At 28.4% G+C, this 19,356-nt stretch carries 21 protein-coding genes; 18 read left to right on the forward strand and 3 right to left on the reverse strand.

Annotated elements, in window-relative coordinates; translation table 4 throughout:
- Positions 1-191: transposase (locus tag D9R21_RS00760; RefSeq protein ID WP_148108815.1), on the reverse strand; the 191-nt coding region annotated here is incomplete at its 3' end.
- Between the two features lie 104 nt (positions 192-295).
- Here D9R21_RS00760 and D9R21_RS00765 point away from each other — a divergent pair.
- The 6 genes from D9R21_RS00765 (at position 296) to D9R21_RS00790 (ending at position 2,751) form a co-directional block, all read left to right on the forward strand.
- On the forward strand, positions 296-553 hold the full coding sequence (locus tag D9R21_RS00765) for a hypothetical protein (protein ID WP_126820679.1): 258 nt from the start codon (positions 296-298) through the stop codon (positions 551-553).
- Positions 554-621: 68 nt separating this feature from the next.
- Positions 622-1,092, forward strand: coding sequence for a hypothetical protein (locus D9R21_RS00770; protein ID WP_126820680.1), 471 nt, complete (start codon positions 622-624; stop codon positions 1,090-1,092).
- A 3-nt stretch (positions 1,093-1,095) separates the two neighbouring features.
- Positions 1,096-1,338, forward strand: coding sequence for a hypothetical protein (locus D9R21_RS00775; protein WP_126820681.1), 243 nt, complete (start codon positions 1,096-1,098; stop codon positions 1,336-1,338).
- A 189-nt stretch (positions 1,339-1,527) separates the two neighbouring features.
- Entirely contained in the window at positions 1,528-1,710 is a 183-nt protein-coding gene (locus tag D9R21_RS00780; protein WP_158613833.1) for a hypothetical protein, read from the forward strand.
- 33 nt (positions 1,711-1,743) lie between these two features.
- Positions 1,744-2,085, forward strand: a complete 342-nt coding sequence (locus D9R21_RS00785; protein WP_126820683.1) for a hypothetical protein — start codon at positions 1,744-1,746, stop codon at positions 2,083-2,085.
- Between the two features lie 21 nt (positions 2,086-2,106).
- Positions 2,107-2,751, forward strand: coding sequence for a hypothetical protein (locus D9R21_RS00790; protein WP_158613834.1), 645 nt, complete (start codon positions 2,107-2,109; stop codon positions 2,749-2,751).
- Positions 2,752-2,881: 130 nt separating this feature from the next.
- Here the strand turns inward: D9R21_RS00790 and D9R21_RS00795 are convergent, their stop codons facing one another.
- Positions 2,882-3,280, reverse strand: coding sequence for a hypothetical protein (locus tag D9R21_RS00795; RefSeq protein ID WP_126820685.1), 399 nt, complete (start codon positions 3,278-3,280; stop codon positions 2,882-2,884).
- A 119-nt stretch (positions 3,281-3,399) separates the two neighbouring features.
- Positions 3,400-3,747: a hypothetical protein gene (locus D9R21_RS00800; RefSeq protein ID WP_126820686.1), complete on the reverse strand. Its 348-nt coding sequence runs from the start codon at positions 3,745-3,747 to the stop codon at positions 3,400-3,402.
- A gap of 248 nt (positions 3,748-3,995) precedes the next feature.
- On the opposite strand from D9R21_RS00800, the gene D9R21_RS08040 reads away from it, so the two are divergent.
- From D9R21_RS08040 to secA, 12 genes are all read left to right on the forward strand, one after another.
- Complete coding sequence (locus D9R21_RS08040; RefSeq protein ID WP_241568621.1) at positions 3,996-4,652, forward strand: hypothetical protein; 657 nt, start codon at positions 3,996-3,998, stop codon at positions 4,650-4,652.
- 69 nt (positions 4,653-4,721) lie between these two features.
- On the forward strand, positions 4,722-5,771 hold the full coding sequence (locus tag D9R21_RS08045; RefSeq protein WP_241568622.1) for an ABC-2 transporter permease: 1,050 nt from the start codon (positions 4,722-4,724) through the stop codon (positions 5,769-5,771).
- Positions 5,772-5,777: 6 nt separating this feature from the next.
- Positions 5,778-6,476: a hypothetical protein gene (locus D9R21_RS08050; RefSeq protein ID WP_241568623.1), complete on the forward strand. Its 699-nt coding sequence runs from the start codon at positions 5,778-5,780 to the stop codon at positions 6,474-6,476.
- Positions 6,477-6,487: 11 nt separating this feature from the next.
- Complete coding sequence (locus D9R21_RS00810) at positions 6,488-8,665, forward strand: ABC transporter (RefSeq protein ID WP_126820687.1); 2,178 nt, start codon at positions 6,488-6,490, stop codon at positions 8,663-8,665.
- A 13-nt stretch (positions 8,666-8,678) separates the two neighbouring features.
- A complete protein-coding gene (locus D9R21_RS00815; protein ID WP_241568624.1) occupies positions 8,679-9,944 on the forward strand; it encodes a hypothetical protein in 1,266 nt (421 codons plus the stop codon).
- A 3-nt stretch (positions 9,945-9,947) separates the two neighbouring features.
- A complete protein-coding gene (locus D9R21_RS08055; RefSeq protein WP_241568625.1) occupies positions 9,948-10,187 on the forward strand; it encodes a hypothetical protein in 240 nt (79 codons plus the stop codon).
- Positions 10,188-10,284: 97 nt separating this feature from the next.
- Positions 10,285-12,249, forward strand: coding sequence for an excinuclease ABC subunit UvrB (gene uvrB, locus D9R21_RS00820; protein WP_126820688.1), 1,965 nt, complete (start codon positions 10,285-10,287; stop codon positions 12,247-12,249).
- A 39-nt stretch (positions 12,250-12,288) separates the two neighbouring features.
- Positions 12,289-13,212 (forward strand): HPr(Ser) kinase/phosphatase, encoded by a 924-nt coding sequence (gene hprK / locus D9R21_RS00825; RefSeq protein WP_126820689.1) that lies wholly within the window; start codon positions 12,289-12,291, stop codon positions 13,210-13,212.
- A 21-nt stretch (positions 13,213-13,233) separates the two neighbouring features.
- On the forward strand, positions 13,234-14,439 hold the full coding sequence (locus tag D9R21_RS00830; protein WP_126820690.1) for a prolipoprotein diacylglyceryl transferase: 1,206 nt from the start codon (positions 13,234-13,236) through the stop codon (positions 14,437-14,439).
- Positions 14,423-15,364 (forward strand): thioredoxin-disulfide reductase, encoded by a 942-nt coding sequence (gene trxB, locus D9R21_RS00835; protein ID WP_126820691.1) that lies wholly within the window; start codon positions 14,423-14,425, stop codon positions 15,362-15,364. Before D9R21_RS00830 ends, trxB begins: the two co-directional genes overlap by 17 nt.
- A 63-nt stretch (positions 15,365-15,427) precedes the next feature.
- Complete coding sequence (locus tag D9R21_RS00840) at positions 15,428-16,666, forward strand: phosphoglycerate kinase (RefSeq protein ID WP_126820692.1); 1,239 nt, start codon at positions 15,428-15,430, stop codon at positions 16,664-16,666.
- 121 nt (positions 16,667-16,787) lie between these two features.
- Complete coding sequence (secA, locus tag D9R21_RS00845) at positions 16,788-19,178, forward strand: preprotein translocase subunit SecA (RefSeq protein WP_126820693.1); 2,391 nt, start codon at positions 16,788-16,790, stop codon at positions 19,176-19,178.
- Positions 19,179-19,356: the final 178 nt, after the last annotated feature.

The following is a 19,356-nucleotide window of genomic DNA, read 5'->3' on the forward strand; positions in this document are numbered from 1 at the left end:
ATATATGTTCGTTTATCAAATTTTTTATCTTTATTGAAAACATTAATTCACCTAGAAATAGTTGCAGTACTTATTCCATATTCTTTAGATATTAAAGATATTGATTTATTATATTCGTAATATTCGTTAATAATTTTAGTTTTAAATTCAATATCATGGTCTTTTGACCCTTTAGTTTTACCCTTTGCCATATAAAAAATGTTTCTCCTAACTTTATATATTTAATAATAACCTAGAAAGGTTTTTTATTTCATATTCTCAGTTAAAAGAAACATTGTAGTTTGAAAAAATGCGAATGGATAAAAATATCTGTTGAATGATTATAGATGGGAAAGAATGTTTAAAAAAAGTAAGTAAAAATTGAAATGGTATTGGTGTTCCTGCGTGTGAAGAACATACTAAAATATTTCAAGAATTAATGAAAGAAACTTATGATTATGGTGTTAATAATCAAAAAAAATATTTAGATCAATATGAAAAAGGTTTTAAAAAAGGTATTGAAGAAACTAGAAAAGAAATTAAGAAAAAATACCCACAAGTTTACAAAAATTAAAATGATGGTAAGATGGTGACGATAGTTTTTAAAATTTTCTATAAAAAAATAATGGAGGGATTAAAGTTATGAAAGACTTTAAATATGATTATAAAGAAAATATGACACAAGATGAAATTAATGCTTTATTAGAACAAAAAGAAAAGCATACTTTATCTAATGTTGCACCTGAAATTGAAACTAGTATTAAAACTGAAACTGAAAAATCATATACGGAACAAATTAATAGTTATCATTCAAAAATAAAAGAATATGAGTTATCACAAGTACCACAAGAAAATCGTAAATTAGTAGAAGAACTATTAAATAGTGATAAAAATATAGAATATATTAAAACTAATTTTAAAGATTTAGTTGATAAAAAACCAGCATTAGATATGAAAAATTTAATGAATGGTGGTATTCAAATTAAAGATGAAAATATGTTTATTGAAGAATTAACACAAAAAATTAAAACTAGTTTAGATGAAAATAAAGATATTCCTGTTAATGAAAGAATTAAAAATTTAGTTCAAAAAGAATATGAGAAAGGAAAATAAAATATGGCATCAATTATAGGATTACATGAAGGATTTGTTATTGGTAACGGTGTAGCAAACTTAACAAAAGAAGGACATTTATTATTATCAGCACAAGAAATTCGAGTTAAAGATATTTTATCAAACCCTGATTATTATACTTTTCATCGTTTAACAGCAACAGCACAATCAAGTCCTAATATGGAAAGTGCTGATTATGCAGTAGCGATTTATACAATTCCAGAACGATTATTTTATGGTGATTAAGAATAAAATCACGAAAAAGGAAATCCAAAACAAAATCAAAATGCTAAGCGTGGTCGTTTAGTAATTGATCATACTATTGGTTTAAAAACACAATGAAGAAGATTTGATTTATCTCGTTTAAAAAATACTGCTCCTGAATTACGAGGGCAATTAGTAGCAAAATGAACAGGTTCAATTACAGAAAATATGATGTTTAATTTAGAATTATATTTTCTAAAAGGTGTAATTGATAATTATATTGCTAGATCTAAATTTAATAAAGACTATGCTTTTGTTTATGATACAACTAAAATTAAAACTCAACAAGATGCACTAGATTTAATGTATGCATTAGCACATCGTATGACAGATGAAACACGAAAAATTAATTAATCTCAAATTGGTACAAATACTAGTGATTGAGAAATGATCTGAGAACCACATTCATACTTAGATTTAACACGAGCATATACTCAATTAATCGGTGAAAGTATTTCAGCAAATACAATGGTGACAGGTACTTTATTTCAAGATAAAGTAATGGGTTATATGATTTCTAAATCATTATGATTAGGGCAAAATATTAAACCTTTAAATGGTAAAACAACAGAAGGACAATTAGAGATTAATTTACAAGGAATGAATAGAACTCGTGGTTTTGATTTATCTATTAATAAAAAAATTGAAGGACTTGTAATTCATACAGATAATGTAGCAATGATTACTATTTTTACTGAAAATATTAGTTATGTTGATAATGATACATAAGAACCAGCATTTACTAGTCGGGTGTTATTTTCATTGCCTGCTTTAACAAGACCAGAATTAGGTTTCTTAATTGTTAAAGAAATGTTTACAGAACAAGAACAAATGGATGCTATTGCTCGCTTATGAGATAATACAAATCCAACTGGTGATTCATGACAAAAATTTAATGAATTTACTGGTGAATGAGAAAATGAATTAACTTATCAATTATTAGATTATGATCCAAATTATAAAGATTTTTATAATCCTACATTTAAAACTGCAATGCAAAATACTATTAACAATATTAATAATTTAACAGAAGATCAAAATACTTTAAATATGGATGTTAAGAAAAAATATTATGAATTCTTTGGAATTACTCCATCTACTCCTGACAAAGCAGAGATTAAAAAATTATTTGATAAAGTATTAGATAATAATTTAACTACACCACAGAAACAACAAATTTTAGGATTTATGCGTTCTGTTATGGTATTAAGTGATGGTAAAAATGATTATCCAATTCAAACAAATTCAGCAGGTATTTATTTACCAGTTAATGAAATTGTAAGTGGAGATATTTATTTGCATATTAATGCAGGTATTATTGATAATCAAAATATTAATGATATTAAAATTAAAATTGCTAGTGTATCCACTGGTATTGGTGGTAGTGGACAATAAAAATAAAAGACCTAAAAAAAGACTGCACCTCCTCTAAAAGTTTAGTAAAGTTCTTTTTTAATTTTACTTACTTTTTGGGGTGCAGTCTTAAAAAGGTCTTTTTATTTTGTTTAAAGGTTTTTTAATTACATTAATTCCTTTTTTTAAGTTCTTTATAAATATTTATTGTTTTTGGTTTTGATATTATTTTAGTATGTAATTTTTGATAACCAGTCTTTAAATTAGTTGCATATTCTCGCTGTTGATTTAATCAATTTTTATTATCTATATATTGTTTATGATTATTTAATTTAGCATCTTTTGTATTGTAAAAATTATTACTATAACGATTTATTTCTTTATTTAATTCTAATAGGTTTTTATTAATACGACTTGCTCTTATTTTAACATCTCCACCACTTTTATTTTGTTGTGTATATATTTGTCAATTTACATATTCTCTTAATTCACTACGTAATCATACATGTAATAACATATTTCATAATACTGATCCTGCCCCAGTTCCATTTTTACCAGTTACTGATTTCATTGCTTGTCATACCTGAATATGTACTTTTGGATATGTATAAGGTCCATATCATCTTCTTTGTTTATCATTATCTGATTGAATTAAAATAGTTAAATTACCTATTAATTTTTGTTTATTAGTTATTTGAAAAAATCCCTTTTTACATCAACTATACTAGATAAGATAGTTCAATTACTTTCTGTTGGAGTTAATGATTTTACAATTTCTTTATATTTATTTTTATCTAAAAAACTAATATCTTTAAATAATTGTATTTCTAAACTTTTAGGTAATTTTGATAATAACTCTCTTAATATATTAGGGTTTAAATAATATTGAATTTGTGCTAATTGATGCTCAATATCTTTAATACTTTGTAAAATTGCTTTTATTTTAGAATTACCATATTTTTCTAATAATTTTATAATTCTTAATGCTATTTTTGGGTTTTCTAAAATACTAGTAATTAATGTTAATAATTTTCACATTTTTTGACACTCTCCTATTTTTTAAAAAAGTTGAATTTTTTATAAATTTTGTTATCATTTAGTCATAAGCGAAACTTAATTTGTTTCTAATTACTTAATTTTATTAAAAACCTCAAAATAATGTATACTACCATAATAAATACGATGAAAATTCAAAAACATTAACAACATCGATTGGTGATATTACACCAACAATTAAATATTTAAAAGAAGATGAAACTAACTTTACACCAAATAGTAAATATTGAGTGCAATTAAAAATCCCAACTAGTTATACTTTAAATACATATAAATTAATGCGAGGATTAGCACAAATTGGTGAGCCTAATTTTACTGATGATGATGAAAATGATTTCTTTAAAACAATGGATTATTTTAGCAATAATAAAATGGATTTTTGAGCAACTTATGAACATAGTTTTATGATTGGAAATATGATGAGTATGTTACAAGTTGGTTTTGGAAGTTTAACAACTAGTATTTTAACAACATTAGCACCAGAAACAATGTTTTGATTATCATCACGTCAAGACCATGGCGAAAGTTCAAATGGTGGTAGCTCTCGTTTTGGTGAGTATTATATTATTCCCGAAAATATTTATAATTTTATTATGGAAGTTGTAAAAAATATTAATAATTATGATTGTGATGGGTCCGGAACTGCTTGTTCTCCTGGTGCTAAACCAGGTGAACCATCAAATTTATATAAAGCATTACAACATTTAAAAGAAAAAAATCCGGTTTTATATGAATCTGTAAATAAAATGTTTAATCATATTAAAAATGATGTGCTTGTTTCAATTAATATTGGAATAACAGTTAATCTTAAAATGGAACAAATTTTACCATTTTCATTTCAAATTATGTTTCCAGATTTAGGAAATCCAAACAATGATCCAAGATAAGAACAACGTGTTTATTTTTCTGAATACAAAACAAAATTATTATCAGTAACACAATACTTTTTAAATAATATGTCACGCTCAACAAGCGTTGATAGACATATTCAAGGATATGAATTTGGAACATATGGATATGGATTAGGATTATATTTTATTTCAATTTCATTATGAATTGGAGCAATTACGCAAACTTTTATTTATCGTAAAAAAAGTTACACACCTAATGCAAAATGATATCAACATTATTTTTCAAAATGATTTACAATGTTAATTACTTTTTATGCTCAAACATTATTGTTATTTTTAGGCTTATTGGCTGTTGGTTATGGAAAATTAGGCTCACCAATTGTTTATATGTTAATGTGAATGATAGTCACCGCGACCGTCTTAACAACAATAACCCAGGCTTTATGATATTCGATGCCAGATGATAATGTTGGACGATTCTTATGTATTATTTATACGGTCTTTAATTTAACTGCTGGTGGTGGAAGTTTTCCAGTTATTTTACAAAATGGTTTTTTCCAAGCAATTAGTTACATTGTGCCATTTAAATATACAATTTTTGGAATGAGCAATATTGTCTATGGAATTGCTTCTAATGAGGGAATTATTAATATGTACAATACAGAAATTTTAGGATGTTTTGGTGCCTTAATGATTTTCCTAGTAGTTTTCTTAGGAATTGGATTATGTACCGCATATATTTATCGTCGTATTGAAATGTTTGGTACATTCAGTTTAAAAGAGATTTATGAAACAATGGATAGTATTGATGCAACAAAAGACTTTGTTAGAAGTCGCCGTGTTATTAACAACTTAAGTGTTGAATATTCGCTATTAATTAAACAATATATTGATGAGAAACATCGCGAACAAAAAATAAAAAATTTAGAAGATAAAATTAATTCTTTATATAAAGATCCAGCCATAGTTCGAAGCAAAAAATTAGAAGCAATAAGTGAGGTTTATCGTAATCGTTTTGAAGTAATTAAGCAAAAATATGTTGTTTTAGTTCAAAAAGCAGAGATTACTAATGATGCTAAAGATATTCGCAAATCCCAAAAATTAAAAATAAAATTAGAAGCATTAGGGGAAAAAATTACAGAAGCACGCAAATAAATTGAAATGTTAAAAAGAAATCCAAATTATGCCCGGATTGCTGCTTTAAATGAGCAATATGAAGAATTAAAAGATGAATATATGCTTATATCAAGAACAGTTAATGAACATAGTTCTAAACTAAAATTAAAAAAAGTTTATACATTACGACAAGAATTAACATATTTACAAAAGAAAATTGATGAATTAAATAGTAATACAATGCGAACTGTTTTTGATAATCCGCATGATAAAAAAATTAATAAATTAATTGTGCGATATAACTTAGAAAAAGAACAATTAAATCATTTAAAACAAACTAAACCAGAAGCTAGATTAATTCCAATTTATCAAGAAAAATTATTAATTTTAGCTAATAATATTCAAGAATTAGAAGCAAATAAAACTCAAGTTAATCGTCATATAGAAGAACGAATTATAAAATTAAAACGACAATTAGAAGAGTTGAATGCGGAAAAAAATAAAAACTATAAATTATCAAAAATTACAAAAGATGAATCATACAACATTAAAATTCGTAAAATAAATAATAAAATTATGGATATTAATCATGAAATAGAAAATTTAGAAAATAAATTGCGTGTAATTGTTGAACAACAAAAAGATAAAATTACAAATAAATTTAAATTTGCAAAATATAATGCAGAATTAATAAAATTAAAAACAAATTATGTTTATGACGATAATCGAGAAGGAATCGATTAGGAGGCTCTTGAATGAAAAATGATGAATACAAGGTAAATAAGAAAAACAATATTGAAATTAAACCAAAATTTCGTCAAATTTCAAAAACTGAATTACGGGCATTTTTTGTTGAAAAACCATTTAATAAAGTAATTGCCATTGTTGGTTGCTTAATGACCTTTATTTATGGATTTTTCTATATTTGAGCTTTCTTTAATCCATATCAAAATTTACAAAGAATTCCAATGGCAATTGTTAATCAAGATGCTAATGTTTGTATGATTTATAAAGATGATAAAAATTTGCCACCATCAACAGATGGAACTGATTCATTACTAAATGCAGAAGCAGTTTCATTTGATTATACTGTTCATAATCAAACTGACTGTACTACTCAAGCAAAAATGGTTGGAAAGATTGGTTATTATACTAGTATTACTGATGAAGCTGTTACTAAATTAAATTTTTATAATCCAAATACTAATCGTTTTACTTATGATTTAAAAGTTGGAAAAGTTGAAGGCGATTATGTTCGTTATAGTGGGCAAAATGTTAGCGAATTAGATAGTAAGTACTGAGTACAAGTTAGAATTCCACAAGGATTTACACAACATTTAGCAACATTAATTGTAAATATGAATAAAGCTAGTTATGTTTGTTTTGATGGATTTGATGGTAATAATCTTTGTAAAGATGGTGATCCAACGCATACTTTACCAGCAACAGAATTAAATGGTCTTATTATTAAAGAACTACGTTGGTTTACAAATAATCGGATTACATTTTGAGGAACATCCCGGCAAAATTTTGCTAGTGGAATGATTAGTAACTTTTATGCGAATTTAACAACATCTTTAAGTGCGCAAATTTTACCACAATTAATGGCAACAACATTATTTACAATGTTTAGTTATTATCCTCCAACATCAACTACACCAAATGATCGAACAATTCAAGAAGCAGATATTAATCGTTTTCTTTTTGAATTTCTTGATCCATCATTAATTCCAGGGATGATGGGAATTAATTTGGTTGATATTATTCCAGTGCAAAAAAGAGCAGTTGCCTTAAAAAATATTTTAGATGTTGCTATTTCAGGAAATTATATTGATGCTAAAATTGCTGATGAAATTTATCGTTTTTTAACTGGAATTTTACCAATCTCTTTAATGCCAATTGTTAATGATTTATTTCATATTGGGATTACAAGTCCACCTCCAGCGTTTCAGATTGATAAAAGCACAAAACAAGTTTCTTTTGCAAGAAAAGAAATGAATTATCCTGAATTTTCATCAGCAGCAAAAAGTTTTACCGAAACAGGTTCACATCTTCTTGATATTTTTAAAATGCCATACACTTTAGTTGGAAAACAATATAGTCAATATGGAATTGGTTTGGGAGAGGCATTTATTTTAGTTGATACTTTTATTGGAATTTTTGCATCAACAATTATTTATAATCGCCGGTCACGAACACCAAACACGAGATTTTATCAACATTATTTATGCAAAATGTTAATTTTACAAGTTAATATGTTTATTCAAGTTTCAATTTTATTACTAATGTTATTACCAATTGGGTTTTGACAATTAGGTTCAGCATTTTGATTATTATATTTATTTGCTTTATATGTTGGCTTTATCTTTACCTTTATTGTTGGCGGAATTTGATTAGCAATTCCAGATGAAGTATCATCACGAGTGTTAAATATGGTTGTTTTAATGTTTAACTTTGCTTGTGGATGAATTTTATTCCCAGCTTTTATGTCAAATCCATTCTATAATGCATTATCAAACATTATGCCGTTTACTTATGCAATGCATAATATGGGCAATATTATTTATGGAATTGCTTCTGGAGCAGGACAACTATGATATTATCAAGCAGATATTATTAAGAACTGTTTAGTGTTACTCGCAATGGAGATTGTTATGATTGCAATAACATTAATTACTTTACATATTCGTTTCTTGCGAGCTCATTATGGTACTCGTCGAATGAGTGTGATTTATAAAGCGATGACCCAAGTTAGTTCTACATCAGAATATGCGCATAAAAGAAGTGTTTTATTAATTTTAACAAAAGATCAGAAGAAAGATATTAAAGAAAAAGTTCAAGAAATCTTGTTTACTAACATTAGTGAAAAATATTCTTACACAAAACTAAGTAAAAGACAAATTAAAAAAATGGAACGAAATACAATTGATTAAGGAGGTATAGAAAATGAAAAAATTATTATCATTATTAACAACATTTTCTTTATCATCAGCAATTGGAATTAATGTTATTGGTTGTCAAACTAATCCATTTGATGATTTTCCTGGTAATAATCAAGTTGCCAAAACAGCTGCTCTATCCGTAATTAATGCAGTTAATAACTTTTTAATGTATAACGTTTTATATATGAAAGGTGATTCAGCGGCAGAAAATAAATTTTATTATAATTATCAAAACATTTCACAAAATCAATGAATGCGTTACCCATCGTTAGAGTTATGAAATCCATGAACAAATTATGACCAAGGGACAGCCGCAGTTAATTCTTTGGCGGTTGCAGTTTATAGTGTTACTTTTTTGGAAAATGAAAAAGATAAACCAAGGGGTATTAATGGAGCAGTTGCCCGTATAATGCCGGCTGCTGATGGAACATTGTTTCAAACATCTCAAAATTTATTACCATCATCAGAATTTATTGATACTGCAATGGTTAATAAAGCAAAAGTTAGTGCAGAAGCAAAGCGAACATTAAAGGGTTATTATCAAATCAATGGTAAAGCAAAAATTCATCAATATGGTTATTCAGTTTTACCAGATTTAGGGGCAGTTGATTTTACCATATTAAAAAAGGATTATTTCACAACCAATGAAAGTGAATCTAATATTAAAGATGTTATTGTTGCTGAATTAGATAAAGAAAGTAATATTAAAGTAAATCCTGATGAAATTGAATTAGAGGTAAAAACAAGACCAGCTGGTAGTACTACAGGCGGAAAATTAGTGGTTGGAAATTATGAACTTACCTTAACAGCAAAAGCTAATGCAAAGACCGTCCAAGTAATGGGTAATTTTAGTATTAATGTTGTTGATCAAAGTAAATTTAAATTTTATTTAGCAACTATTTCAGCAAAAGGATTTAAGAGTAATTTAACGGTTAATAATACTGTGGGTGATTTAAAAAAAGCTGTTCAACAGTATGTTGAAGGAAAACTAGCACCAGCAGTTAAAAAAGATGAAATTGAATATAAAGTTGAAAAAGAAACTGATGATACAAAAAAACTATTAGAACAAGCATATAATGTTACTGCTTCAGCACCAGAAACAGCAACAAGTGTTACTAAAAAAATTGAAATTACAGTTAAGGTTGTTGGTGAACCAATGCTTGATTTAGATTTAACAAAGTTTGCAAATAAAATTCCAGCTCCTTCATTTTTAAATAATAATTTTAAAGAAGAAGATTTAGAAAAAAGTGTTCAAACAGCTGTTATGTAATGATTGCCAAAAGAATACCGTGCTGGAGTTTCTTTAAATACAGCAATTAAGCAGAAACCAAGGGGAGCAACTGGTGCTGAGTTAGTAAAGGGAGAATATATTGTAACAATTACACCAAATGGGGGAAAAGTAACGGGTAGTTATGAAATAAAAGTGCAAGTAATGCAATTTACAACCAATAAAACAATCGATCTTTATTGAGCTGGTGTTGATATTCCTGTTGCTAATATTACTAATGGCTAAAAAAGTAAAAGGAATTTTACTTTTTTATTTTTAAAATAATTATAAGAAAGATTGATATAATTATAGAAAAGCAAAATTATAAAGGAGTAGTGAAATAGTGTTTAAATTAACATCAAATTATTTGCCAGCAGGTGATCAACCCCTGGCAATTGAAAAATTAACTACCAATTTATTAGCAAATAAAAAACATCAAGTTTTATTGGGAGCAACAGGAACTGGAAAAACATTTACAATTGCAAATGTTATTGAAAATTATCAAAAACCAACATTGGTGATGGCACATAATAAAACATTAGCAATGCAATTATATGTTGAGTTAAAAGAAATGTTTCCAGAAAATCGTGTTGAGTATTTTGTTTCAAACTTTGATTTTTATCAACCGGAAGCTTATTTACCAGGAAAAGATTTATACATTAATAAAGATGCTCGCCAAAATATGGAGTTAGACATGATGCGGTTAAGTGCTTTTAATGCTTTAACAACTCGTAAAGATGTTATTGTCGTGGCTTCTGTTGCTGCAATTTATGGAGCACAAGATCCAAATGAATATAAAAAATCTTTTTTGCAAATTAATCGTAATCAAAAAATTAGTAAAAAAGATTTAGCCAATTTTTTAGTATCATCAGGATATGTTCGTAATGATATTGAATTGATTCCAGGTAGTTTTAGTGCTAAAGGTGATGTAATTAAAATTGTTCCGGGGTGAAATGTTAAAACTTTTATTCGCATTGATTTGTTTGGAGATGAAATTGATGATTTAGCTTATATTGATGGAATTACTGGTGATGTTACACAGCGGTTATCAACATTAACAATTTTTCCAGCGCAAGATTATATTACTTCTCCAGAACGCTTAGCTGAGGCAATTAAACGAATTGAAGCAGAATTAAAAGTTCGCTTAGCTGAATTAGAAGCAGCTGGAAAAATTGTTGAATTACAACGTTTAAAACAACGAACTGAATATGATTTAGATTTACTTCGTGAAAGTGGAATATGTTCTGGAATTGAAAACTATTCACGACATTTAGATTTACGAGAAGAAGGTGAAGCGCCGTATACTTTGATTGATTTTTTTTGCCAAGATTTTTTAACTATTATTGATGAATCACATATGTCATTGCCACAAATTCGAGCAATGTATAAAACAGATCGAAGTCGAAAAGAAACCTTAGTAAATTATGGTTTTCGTTTAAAAAGTGCATTAGATAATCGTCCCTTAAATTTTGATGAATTTAATCAAAAATTAAAAAATGTTATTTATGTTTCAGCAACTCCGGTTGATTATGAATTAGGTTTAGTAAATAATGAAGTGGTTGAACAAATTATTCGTCCAACGGGATTATTAGATCCAACTGTAGAAGTAAAATCAACAGTAGGACAAATTGATGATATTATTGAACAAGTAAAAATTCGTCGGAAAAAAAATGAACGTGTTTTTATTACTACTTTAACAATTCGGATGTCAGAAGATTTAACAAGTTACTTACAAGAACAAAATGTTAAAGTTGCATATTTACATAGTGAATTAAAAACTTTAGAACGTAGTCAAATCTTATTGGATTTACGAAAAGGAGTTTATGATTGTATTGTTGGTGTTAACTTAATTCGTGAAGGAATTGATATTCCAGAAGTATCATTAATTTGTATTCTTGATGCTGATAAGCAAGGATTTTTACGAAATGAACGAAGTTTAATTCAAACAATTGGTCGTGCTGCAAGGAATGCGGCTGGGCATGTTATTTTATATGCTGATAATGTTTCTGAATCAATGCAAAAAGCAATGCGAGAAACTGCTCGCCGTCGGCAAATTCAAGAGGCATATAATTTGAAATATCATATTACTCCAACAACAATTATTAAGAATATTCGTGATTATACTAATATTAAACGTCAAGATGATAAATTACATAACATTAAAAATAAAAAATCAAAAGAATATAAAACAGCTAAAGAAGGATTACTACAATATTTACGAAAAGAAATGTATGAGGCAAGTAAAAAACTTGATTTTGAACGAGCTGCAGAATTACGCGATATTATTATTGAAATTGAAGCAGAATAATGATTTGTGATAGTATTAATTTACAGGGAGGAACTGGGAATGACAAAGTTTATTGTAAAAGATATTGTTGATAAATTTGGCTACGAGGTGTTAGCTGGAAGGGAAGGTCTTAATCGACCTATTAAAATTTATGGTCTTAATCGACCAGGATTAGAATTAGCTGGCTTTGATTTTGAAAAAAATAATAGTAATCGTCGGGTAGTTTTGTTATCAAATAAAGAGCAATTATTTGTGAATACCTTAAGTGAAAAAGAAAGAAGAGAGCGCTATGAGTATATTTTAAATGAAAATATTCCAATGATTATTTTAACGGAAAAATTTACTGATAAATTATTATTAGAAATTGCGGAAAAACATAGTTGTCCAGTTGTTCGTGCAAGCAATATTACAACAAGTCGTTTATATCAAATGGTATTAGAATTTTTTGATGAACATTTCGCACCAGTAACAGAAGAACATGCATCATTAATTAATGTTTTTGGAAAAGGAATTTTATTAAAAGGAAAATCAGGAATTGGAAAATCAGAAATGACATTAGAATTAATTAAAAAAAATCATTTGTTTGTTGGTGATGATCGGATTATTATTCAGCAACGAAATAATAGATTATATGGGCAATCACATGAAATGTTAAAAAATTTAATTGAAGTCCGTGGTTTAGGAATCTTAGATTTAAGTAAAATTTATGGTTTGCAAGTGTTATTAGATGAATCAAAAATTGATTTAGTAATTGAATTAATTCATTTAGATGATGAACAATATAAATCAATTGACCGATTAGGATCTAAGTATAAACATATTAAAATTTTAGATACAAAGGTACCAATTGTAACAATTCCAGTTACATATGGGCGTAATGTTAGTGAATTAGTTGAGACAGCAGTTTCAAAATTAAAATTAGATGAAGCAGGAATTTCTTCGATGCAAATTTTACAAGATCGTTTTAAAGAATATTCAAAATAGAATTGATAAGGAGTTTATAACGTGAATTTAGCAACATGAATTGCCCACGATACTTATGGAAATTGATTTCGTCCTTATTGATTTTTAATTTTTTGTGGTTTTGCAATTACCATTATTTTATCATGAATTAATTTTCGTAAACGTGATATTCCAACGCAAGGATTTTACTGAGGAATTTTTGTGATTACACCGATTGCTTTATTGGGGGCTAGTTTTTTTGGTAAATATGATGTTAAAAATCCAATTTTCTTTTTTACATTATTTGCTTTCTGAGAACCAGGAATGAGTATTTATGGGGGGCTAATTTTTGGTTTAATTGCCGGCTGAATTTGATTTGGTTTTGAATCACAAAAATATAATATTTCGTTATGAGTATATGCTGATTTAATTGTTCCAAATATTTTGTTAGCACAAGCAATTGGGCGATGAGGTAATTTTTTTAATCATGAATTATTAGGAGCACCAATTGCACGCGAACAATTAATGTGATTGCCAAGTTTTATTCGTGATAATTTATTTAAATGATATGTCCCAACTCCGGTACCAAATAATTTTCATCCAACAGAGGCAATTGGGATTAACGGAAACCCTGTTGACCCAACTGATTTTAATAATGTGCAATATTTTCAACCAATTTTTCTATATGAATCATTGGCTAATATTTTATTATGATTCTTAATTGTGATTGCATTACCATTAATATTTCTTTATAGTTATTATTGAAGGTTTAAAAAAGAAGAACCCGATTTTATGCAGTTATCGTGAAAAGGTGTTTGAGCAAAATGATATTATGATATCAAACCCGATCCAATGGTTGTTAATAATTTATCACAACAAGTAAATTTTAAAAAAGTTTATTTTAAAAATAAAAATAAGATGACAAAAAAACAAGTGATGAAAGCACATTGGAAATATTGTGGTGCACGATTAAAACAAATTTTTACAGCTGATGTCCGAGAATTAGAAAAAATAGAAAACCCTCATCGTTTAAAAATTTTCCGTTGTGGAATTAAAACTGGGATGTATATTGCTGGTTATAATTTCATTCGGATTATTTTAGAAACACAACGAGATGATCATGATTTATTTTTAAAAAATATGCGAACATTGGATTATGTTATTCTTAGTTTAATGATTGTAATTGGTATTATTTTAATATTATTTGCCCAATGGATAGCTGTTATAAAACGAAGAAAAGGCGGATGATTATATGAAAAACAATACTAATGAAATATATGATATTTTAATTATTGGAGCTGGTCCTGGTGGGATGACAGCAGGAATTTATGCTGCACGAGCAATGGCGAATATTGCAATGATTGAAAAAGGAGCACCAGGAGGAAAAGTAACAAAGACAAGTGAAATTGAAAATTATCCTGGTTTTGATAATATTCAAGGCTATGAATTAGCCATGAAAATGTTTGAACAAACCCAAAAATTAAAAATCCCATATATTGCTGATCGTGTGACAAATATTATAAGACAAGATAATTTGTTTAAATTAGAGTTATTTTCAAAAAAAATCTTATTAGCAAAAGCAGTTATTGTTGCAACCGGAACAGTTGAACGTAAATTAGTAGTGCCTGGTGAATTAGAATTAGAAGGACATGGAGTTTCATATTGTGCAGTTTGTGATGGCGCTTTATATAAAGAAAAAGATGTAGTTGTTGTTGGGGGAGGCTATGCTGCTCTTGAAGAAGCTCTTTATTTAGCGCGCTTTGTTAATAAAGTTTATCTAATTCATCGTCGTGATGAATTTCGTGCTGATAATAATATTGTGAATAAAGTAAAAGCACATCCTAAAATTAATTTTATTGTTGATACAATAGTAACTGAAATTAAGGATGTGACAGAAAAACGGGTGACAACAGTTGTTATTAAAAATGTGAAAACAGGTAAAATTGATAATTTACCAGTTAGTGCTATTTTCCCATATATTGGGGCGATTCCAATTAGTGATTTTGCAAAAAACTTAGGAGTTTTAAATGAAGAAGGCTATTTTATTGTTAATAATAAATGTTTAACAGCATTGCCAGGATTATATGCCGCTGGTGATGTGACAAATACAACATTACGACAAATTGCAACTGCGATTAGTGATGGAGCAAAAGCAGCGCAATTTGCCTTAGAATACCTTAATAGTTGTCATTAAAAAGGTATTTTTTGCGGTAAGATATATATTGGATAAAGATGAAAAAGAAAGTGAGAAGGATTTATGACAAACAAAAAAGAATTAAAAGATGTTCAAGTTAAAGGAAAAAAAGTTTTAGTCCGTGTTGATTTTAATGTTCCAATGAAGGATGGGCAAGTTACTGATGATAATCGGATTACTGCAGCTTTACCCACAATTAAATATTTGTTAGCACAAGAAGCAAAAGTAATTTTATTTTCTCATTTAGGGAAAGTTAAAACAGCTGATGATTTAGAAAAACGTGATATGGCTCCATTGGCAAAGGTATTAGAACAAAAATTAGGACAACCAGTTAAGTTTATTAATGCTTTTGAAGGAAAACAATTGGAAGAAGCTATTGATAAAATGCATAATAAAGATGTAATTTTATTTCAAAATACACGCTTTGCTGATATTATTAATAGTAATAGTCAAATTAGTGTTGATTGTGATGGTAAAGCAACTGCAAAACGAGAAAGCAAAAATGATCCTGCTTTAGGGAAATATTGAGCAAGTTTAGGTGATGTTTTTGTTAATGATGCATTTGGAACTGCGCATCGTGCTCATGCTTCAAATGTTGGGATTGCAGAAAATATTGCTGAATCATGTTTAGGATTTTTAGTGGAAAAAGAAGTAAAAATGTTGTCACAAGGAGTAGACAATCCAGTTAAACCATTTGTTGCTATTATTGGTGGCGCAAAAGTTTCCGATAAAATTGGGGTAATTGAACATTTATTAACAAAAGCAGATAAGATTTTAATTGGTGGTGGAATGGCATATACTTTTTTTGTTGCTCAAGGTCACAAAATTGGAAATTCATTATTAGAAGTTGATAAAGTTGAAATTGCTAAAACCTTTTTAGCAAAAGCAAAAGGAAAAATTATTTTACCAATTGATGCATTAGAAGCACCTGAATTTGCTGATGTACCAGCAAAAGTTACAACAGGTTTGGATATTGATGATGGTTATATGGGATTAGATATTGGTCCCAAAACAATTGAATTATTTAAAAAAGAATTATCGGATGCAAAAACGGTTGCTTGAAATGGACCAATGGGAGTTTTTGAATTTAAAAATTATAGTATTGGAACAAAAGCTGTTTGTGAAGCAATTGCTGAATTAAAAGGAGCCTTTACTTTAATTGGAGGAGGCGATTCAGCTGCAGCGGCAATTCAATTAGGATATAAAGATAAATTTACGCATATTTCAACTGGTGGTGGTGCTAGTTTAGAATATATGGAAGGGAAACCACTGCCTGGTATTGAATATGTTCAAAATAAATAATATAATAAAACGACAAAATGTCGTTTTTTTTGTCAAAATGGAATAACTATGCCAACTATCGTTTTTTATGATAGAATAAATGTGAATGTTTATAATTATATAGAATAGAGGAGATAGTTGAATGGCAGTTAGCGATCGTAAAATTGTAAAAAAACATGGGAAAATAGCAGATAAAATTATGGCGTTAGATGAAACAATGCGAGCATTGTCTGATGATGCATTAAAAGAAAAGACAAATGAATTTAAAACGAAGTTAGCAGAAGGTGCTACATTAGATGATATTTTAGTTAAAGCATTTGCTGTTGCCCGTGAAGCAGGTCGTAGAATTTTAGGATTACATGCTTATCGTGTCCAACTAATTGGGGGCATTGTTCTTCATGAAGGTGATGTGGCTGAAATGAAAACAGGGGAAGGAAAAACTTTAACTGCTTTAATGCCAACATATTTGAATGGTTTAACTGGTAAGGGTGTTCATGTTATTACTGTTAATGAATATTTATCAAGACGGGATTCAGAAATTAATGGTCAAGTTTTTAGTTTTTTAGGTTTAACAGTTGGTTTAAATTCTCGTGATATCACTAAAGATGCAAAAAGAGAAGCATATAGTTGTGATATTACTTATACTACTAATGCTGAATTAGGATTTGATTATTTACGAGATAATATGGTAAAAGTTTACAGCGAGAAAGTCCAACGAGGATTAAATTATGCCATTATTGATGAGGCTGATTCAATTTTAATTGATGAATCAAGAACGCCATTAATTATTTCGGGGGGACGTCAAAACCGAACACCGCAATATCAAGCAGCTGATCATTTTGCAAAATCATTATCACGAGAGAATGATCTTGAAATTGATTTAGAAACAAAACAAGTTTATTTAACTCCAGAAGGAATTACTAAAGCAGAAAAAATCTTTTCAATTAATTCTTTATTTGATATTAAAAATACTGAATTATATCATTTAATCCTAAATGCTTTAAAAGCTAATTTTGTTTTTAAAAATGGTGTTGAATATGTTGTTCAAAATAATGAAATTATTTTAATTGATCAGTTTACTGGCCGTTTAATGCCGGGACGTGCTTATAGTGATGGTTTGCAACAATCATTACAAGCAAAGGAACGTGTTGATATTGAAGAAGAAACAGTGACAATGGCAACAATTACTTACCAAAACTTTTTCCGATTATATAATAAATTAAGTGGGATGACTGGTACTGCAAAAACAGAAGAAGAAGAATTTATTAAAATTTATAATATGCGTGTAATTCAAGTTCCAACTAATCGTCCATTAATTCGTCGTGATGAAGCTGATTATATGTTTGCAAATCGTGATGCAAAAATGCAAGCAATGATGAAAGAAATTATTGCCTTGCATGAAAAGGGACAACCAATTTTAATTGGAACAACTTCAGTTGATTCATCAGAAATTTTGTCGCATTATTTACGAAATGCTAACTTAAAATTTGAAATGTTAAATGCGAAAAATCATGAGCGTGAAGCAGACATTATTGCAAAAGCTGGTGAAAAAGGAGCTATTACTTTAGCAACAAATATGGCTGGTCGGGGAACAGACATTAAGTTAGGTGATGGTGTTAAAGAAATTGGAGGATTAGCTGTTTTTGGGGTTGAACGAAACGAAGCACGTCGAATTGATAAACAGTTACGAGGGCGAGCAGGACGACAAGGAGATCCTGGTTTTTCGCGGTTTTATGTTGCGATGGATGATGAATTAATGATGCGCTTTGGTGGGGATCGCCTACGTCTAATTTTTGCTCGGTTAGGTTCGGATTTTATTCAATCACGAATGTTAACAAGAGCAATTTCTAATGCACAAAAAAAAGTTGAGGGAATGAATTTTGATCAACGAAAACATATTTTAGATTATGATAATGTTTTAGCACAACATCGTGAAGCAATGTATGCACGACGTGATCAAATTTTAACAGCAACTGATTTAAAACCAATTATTAAAAAAATGCAATATTCGACAGCTTATGATTTAACCAAAATGTTTGGTAATGAATCGCATGGGGAATGATTTATTCATTATGATGACTTAATTAAGGGGATTAGTGATAAAGTTGTTGCAGCTAATGTGTTAGATAAAGCAGCCATGGAAAAAATGAAGCGAGAAGAAGTTGTTAAATATGTGGCAACAGAAATGAATGAATTTTATTTAGCGCGAACAGAAGATGTTCCTGCTGATGTTATTAATCAAATTGAACGAAGTGCAATTATTACTTCGTTTGATGATTATTGAACAAAACATATTGATCAAGCAAGTAAATTACGAAGTGGAATTTACTTACGAAGTTATGCTCAAACAAATCCATTACACGCTTATGTTGAAGAAGCTGCAAAATTATTTGAGCATATGCAATTATCAATTGCACATGAAGTTGTAATTAAATTAGCAAATGTTGTTATTCGCAAAATTGATGGTGATATTCAAGCTGAACCGTTTCATGACTCAGAACAAGAAATTCGAGAATTTAAACAAAAAGGGTAATTAAAAGACTGCACCCCAAAAAGTAAGTAAAATTAAAAAAGAACCTTACTAAACTTTTAGAGGGGGTGCATTTTTTAATGGCAGGAAAAGAACAAAAATTTAAAACATATACTGCAGAATTTCGAAAAAATACAGTAAAAGAAATTGAACAAACATCGCTTACTTATATTGCACAAAA

Origin of the sequence: Spiroplasma endosymbiont of Megaselia nigra, assembly GCF_003987485.1 — a bacterium.
In the GTDB taxonomy this organism is placed as follows: Bacteria; Bacillota_I; Bacilli_A; order Mycoplasmatales; family Mycoplasmataceae; genus Spiroplasma.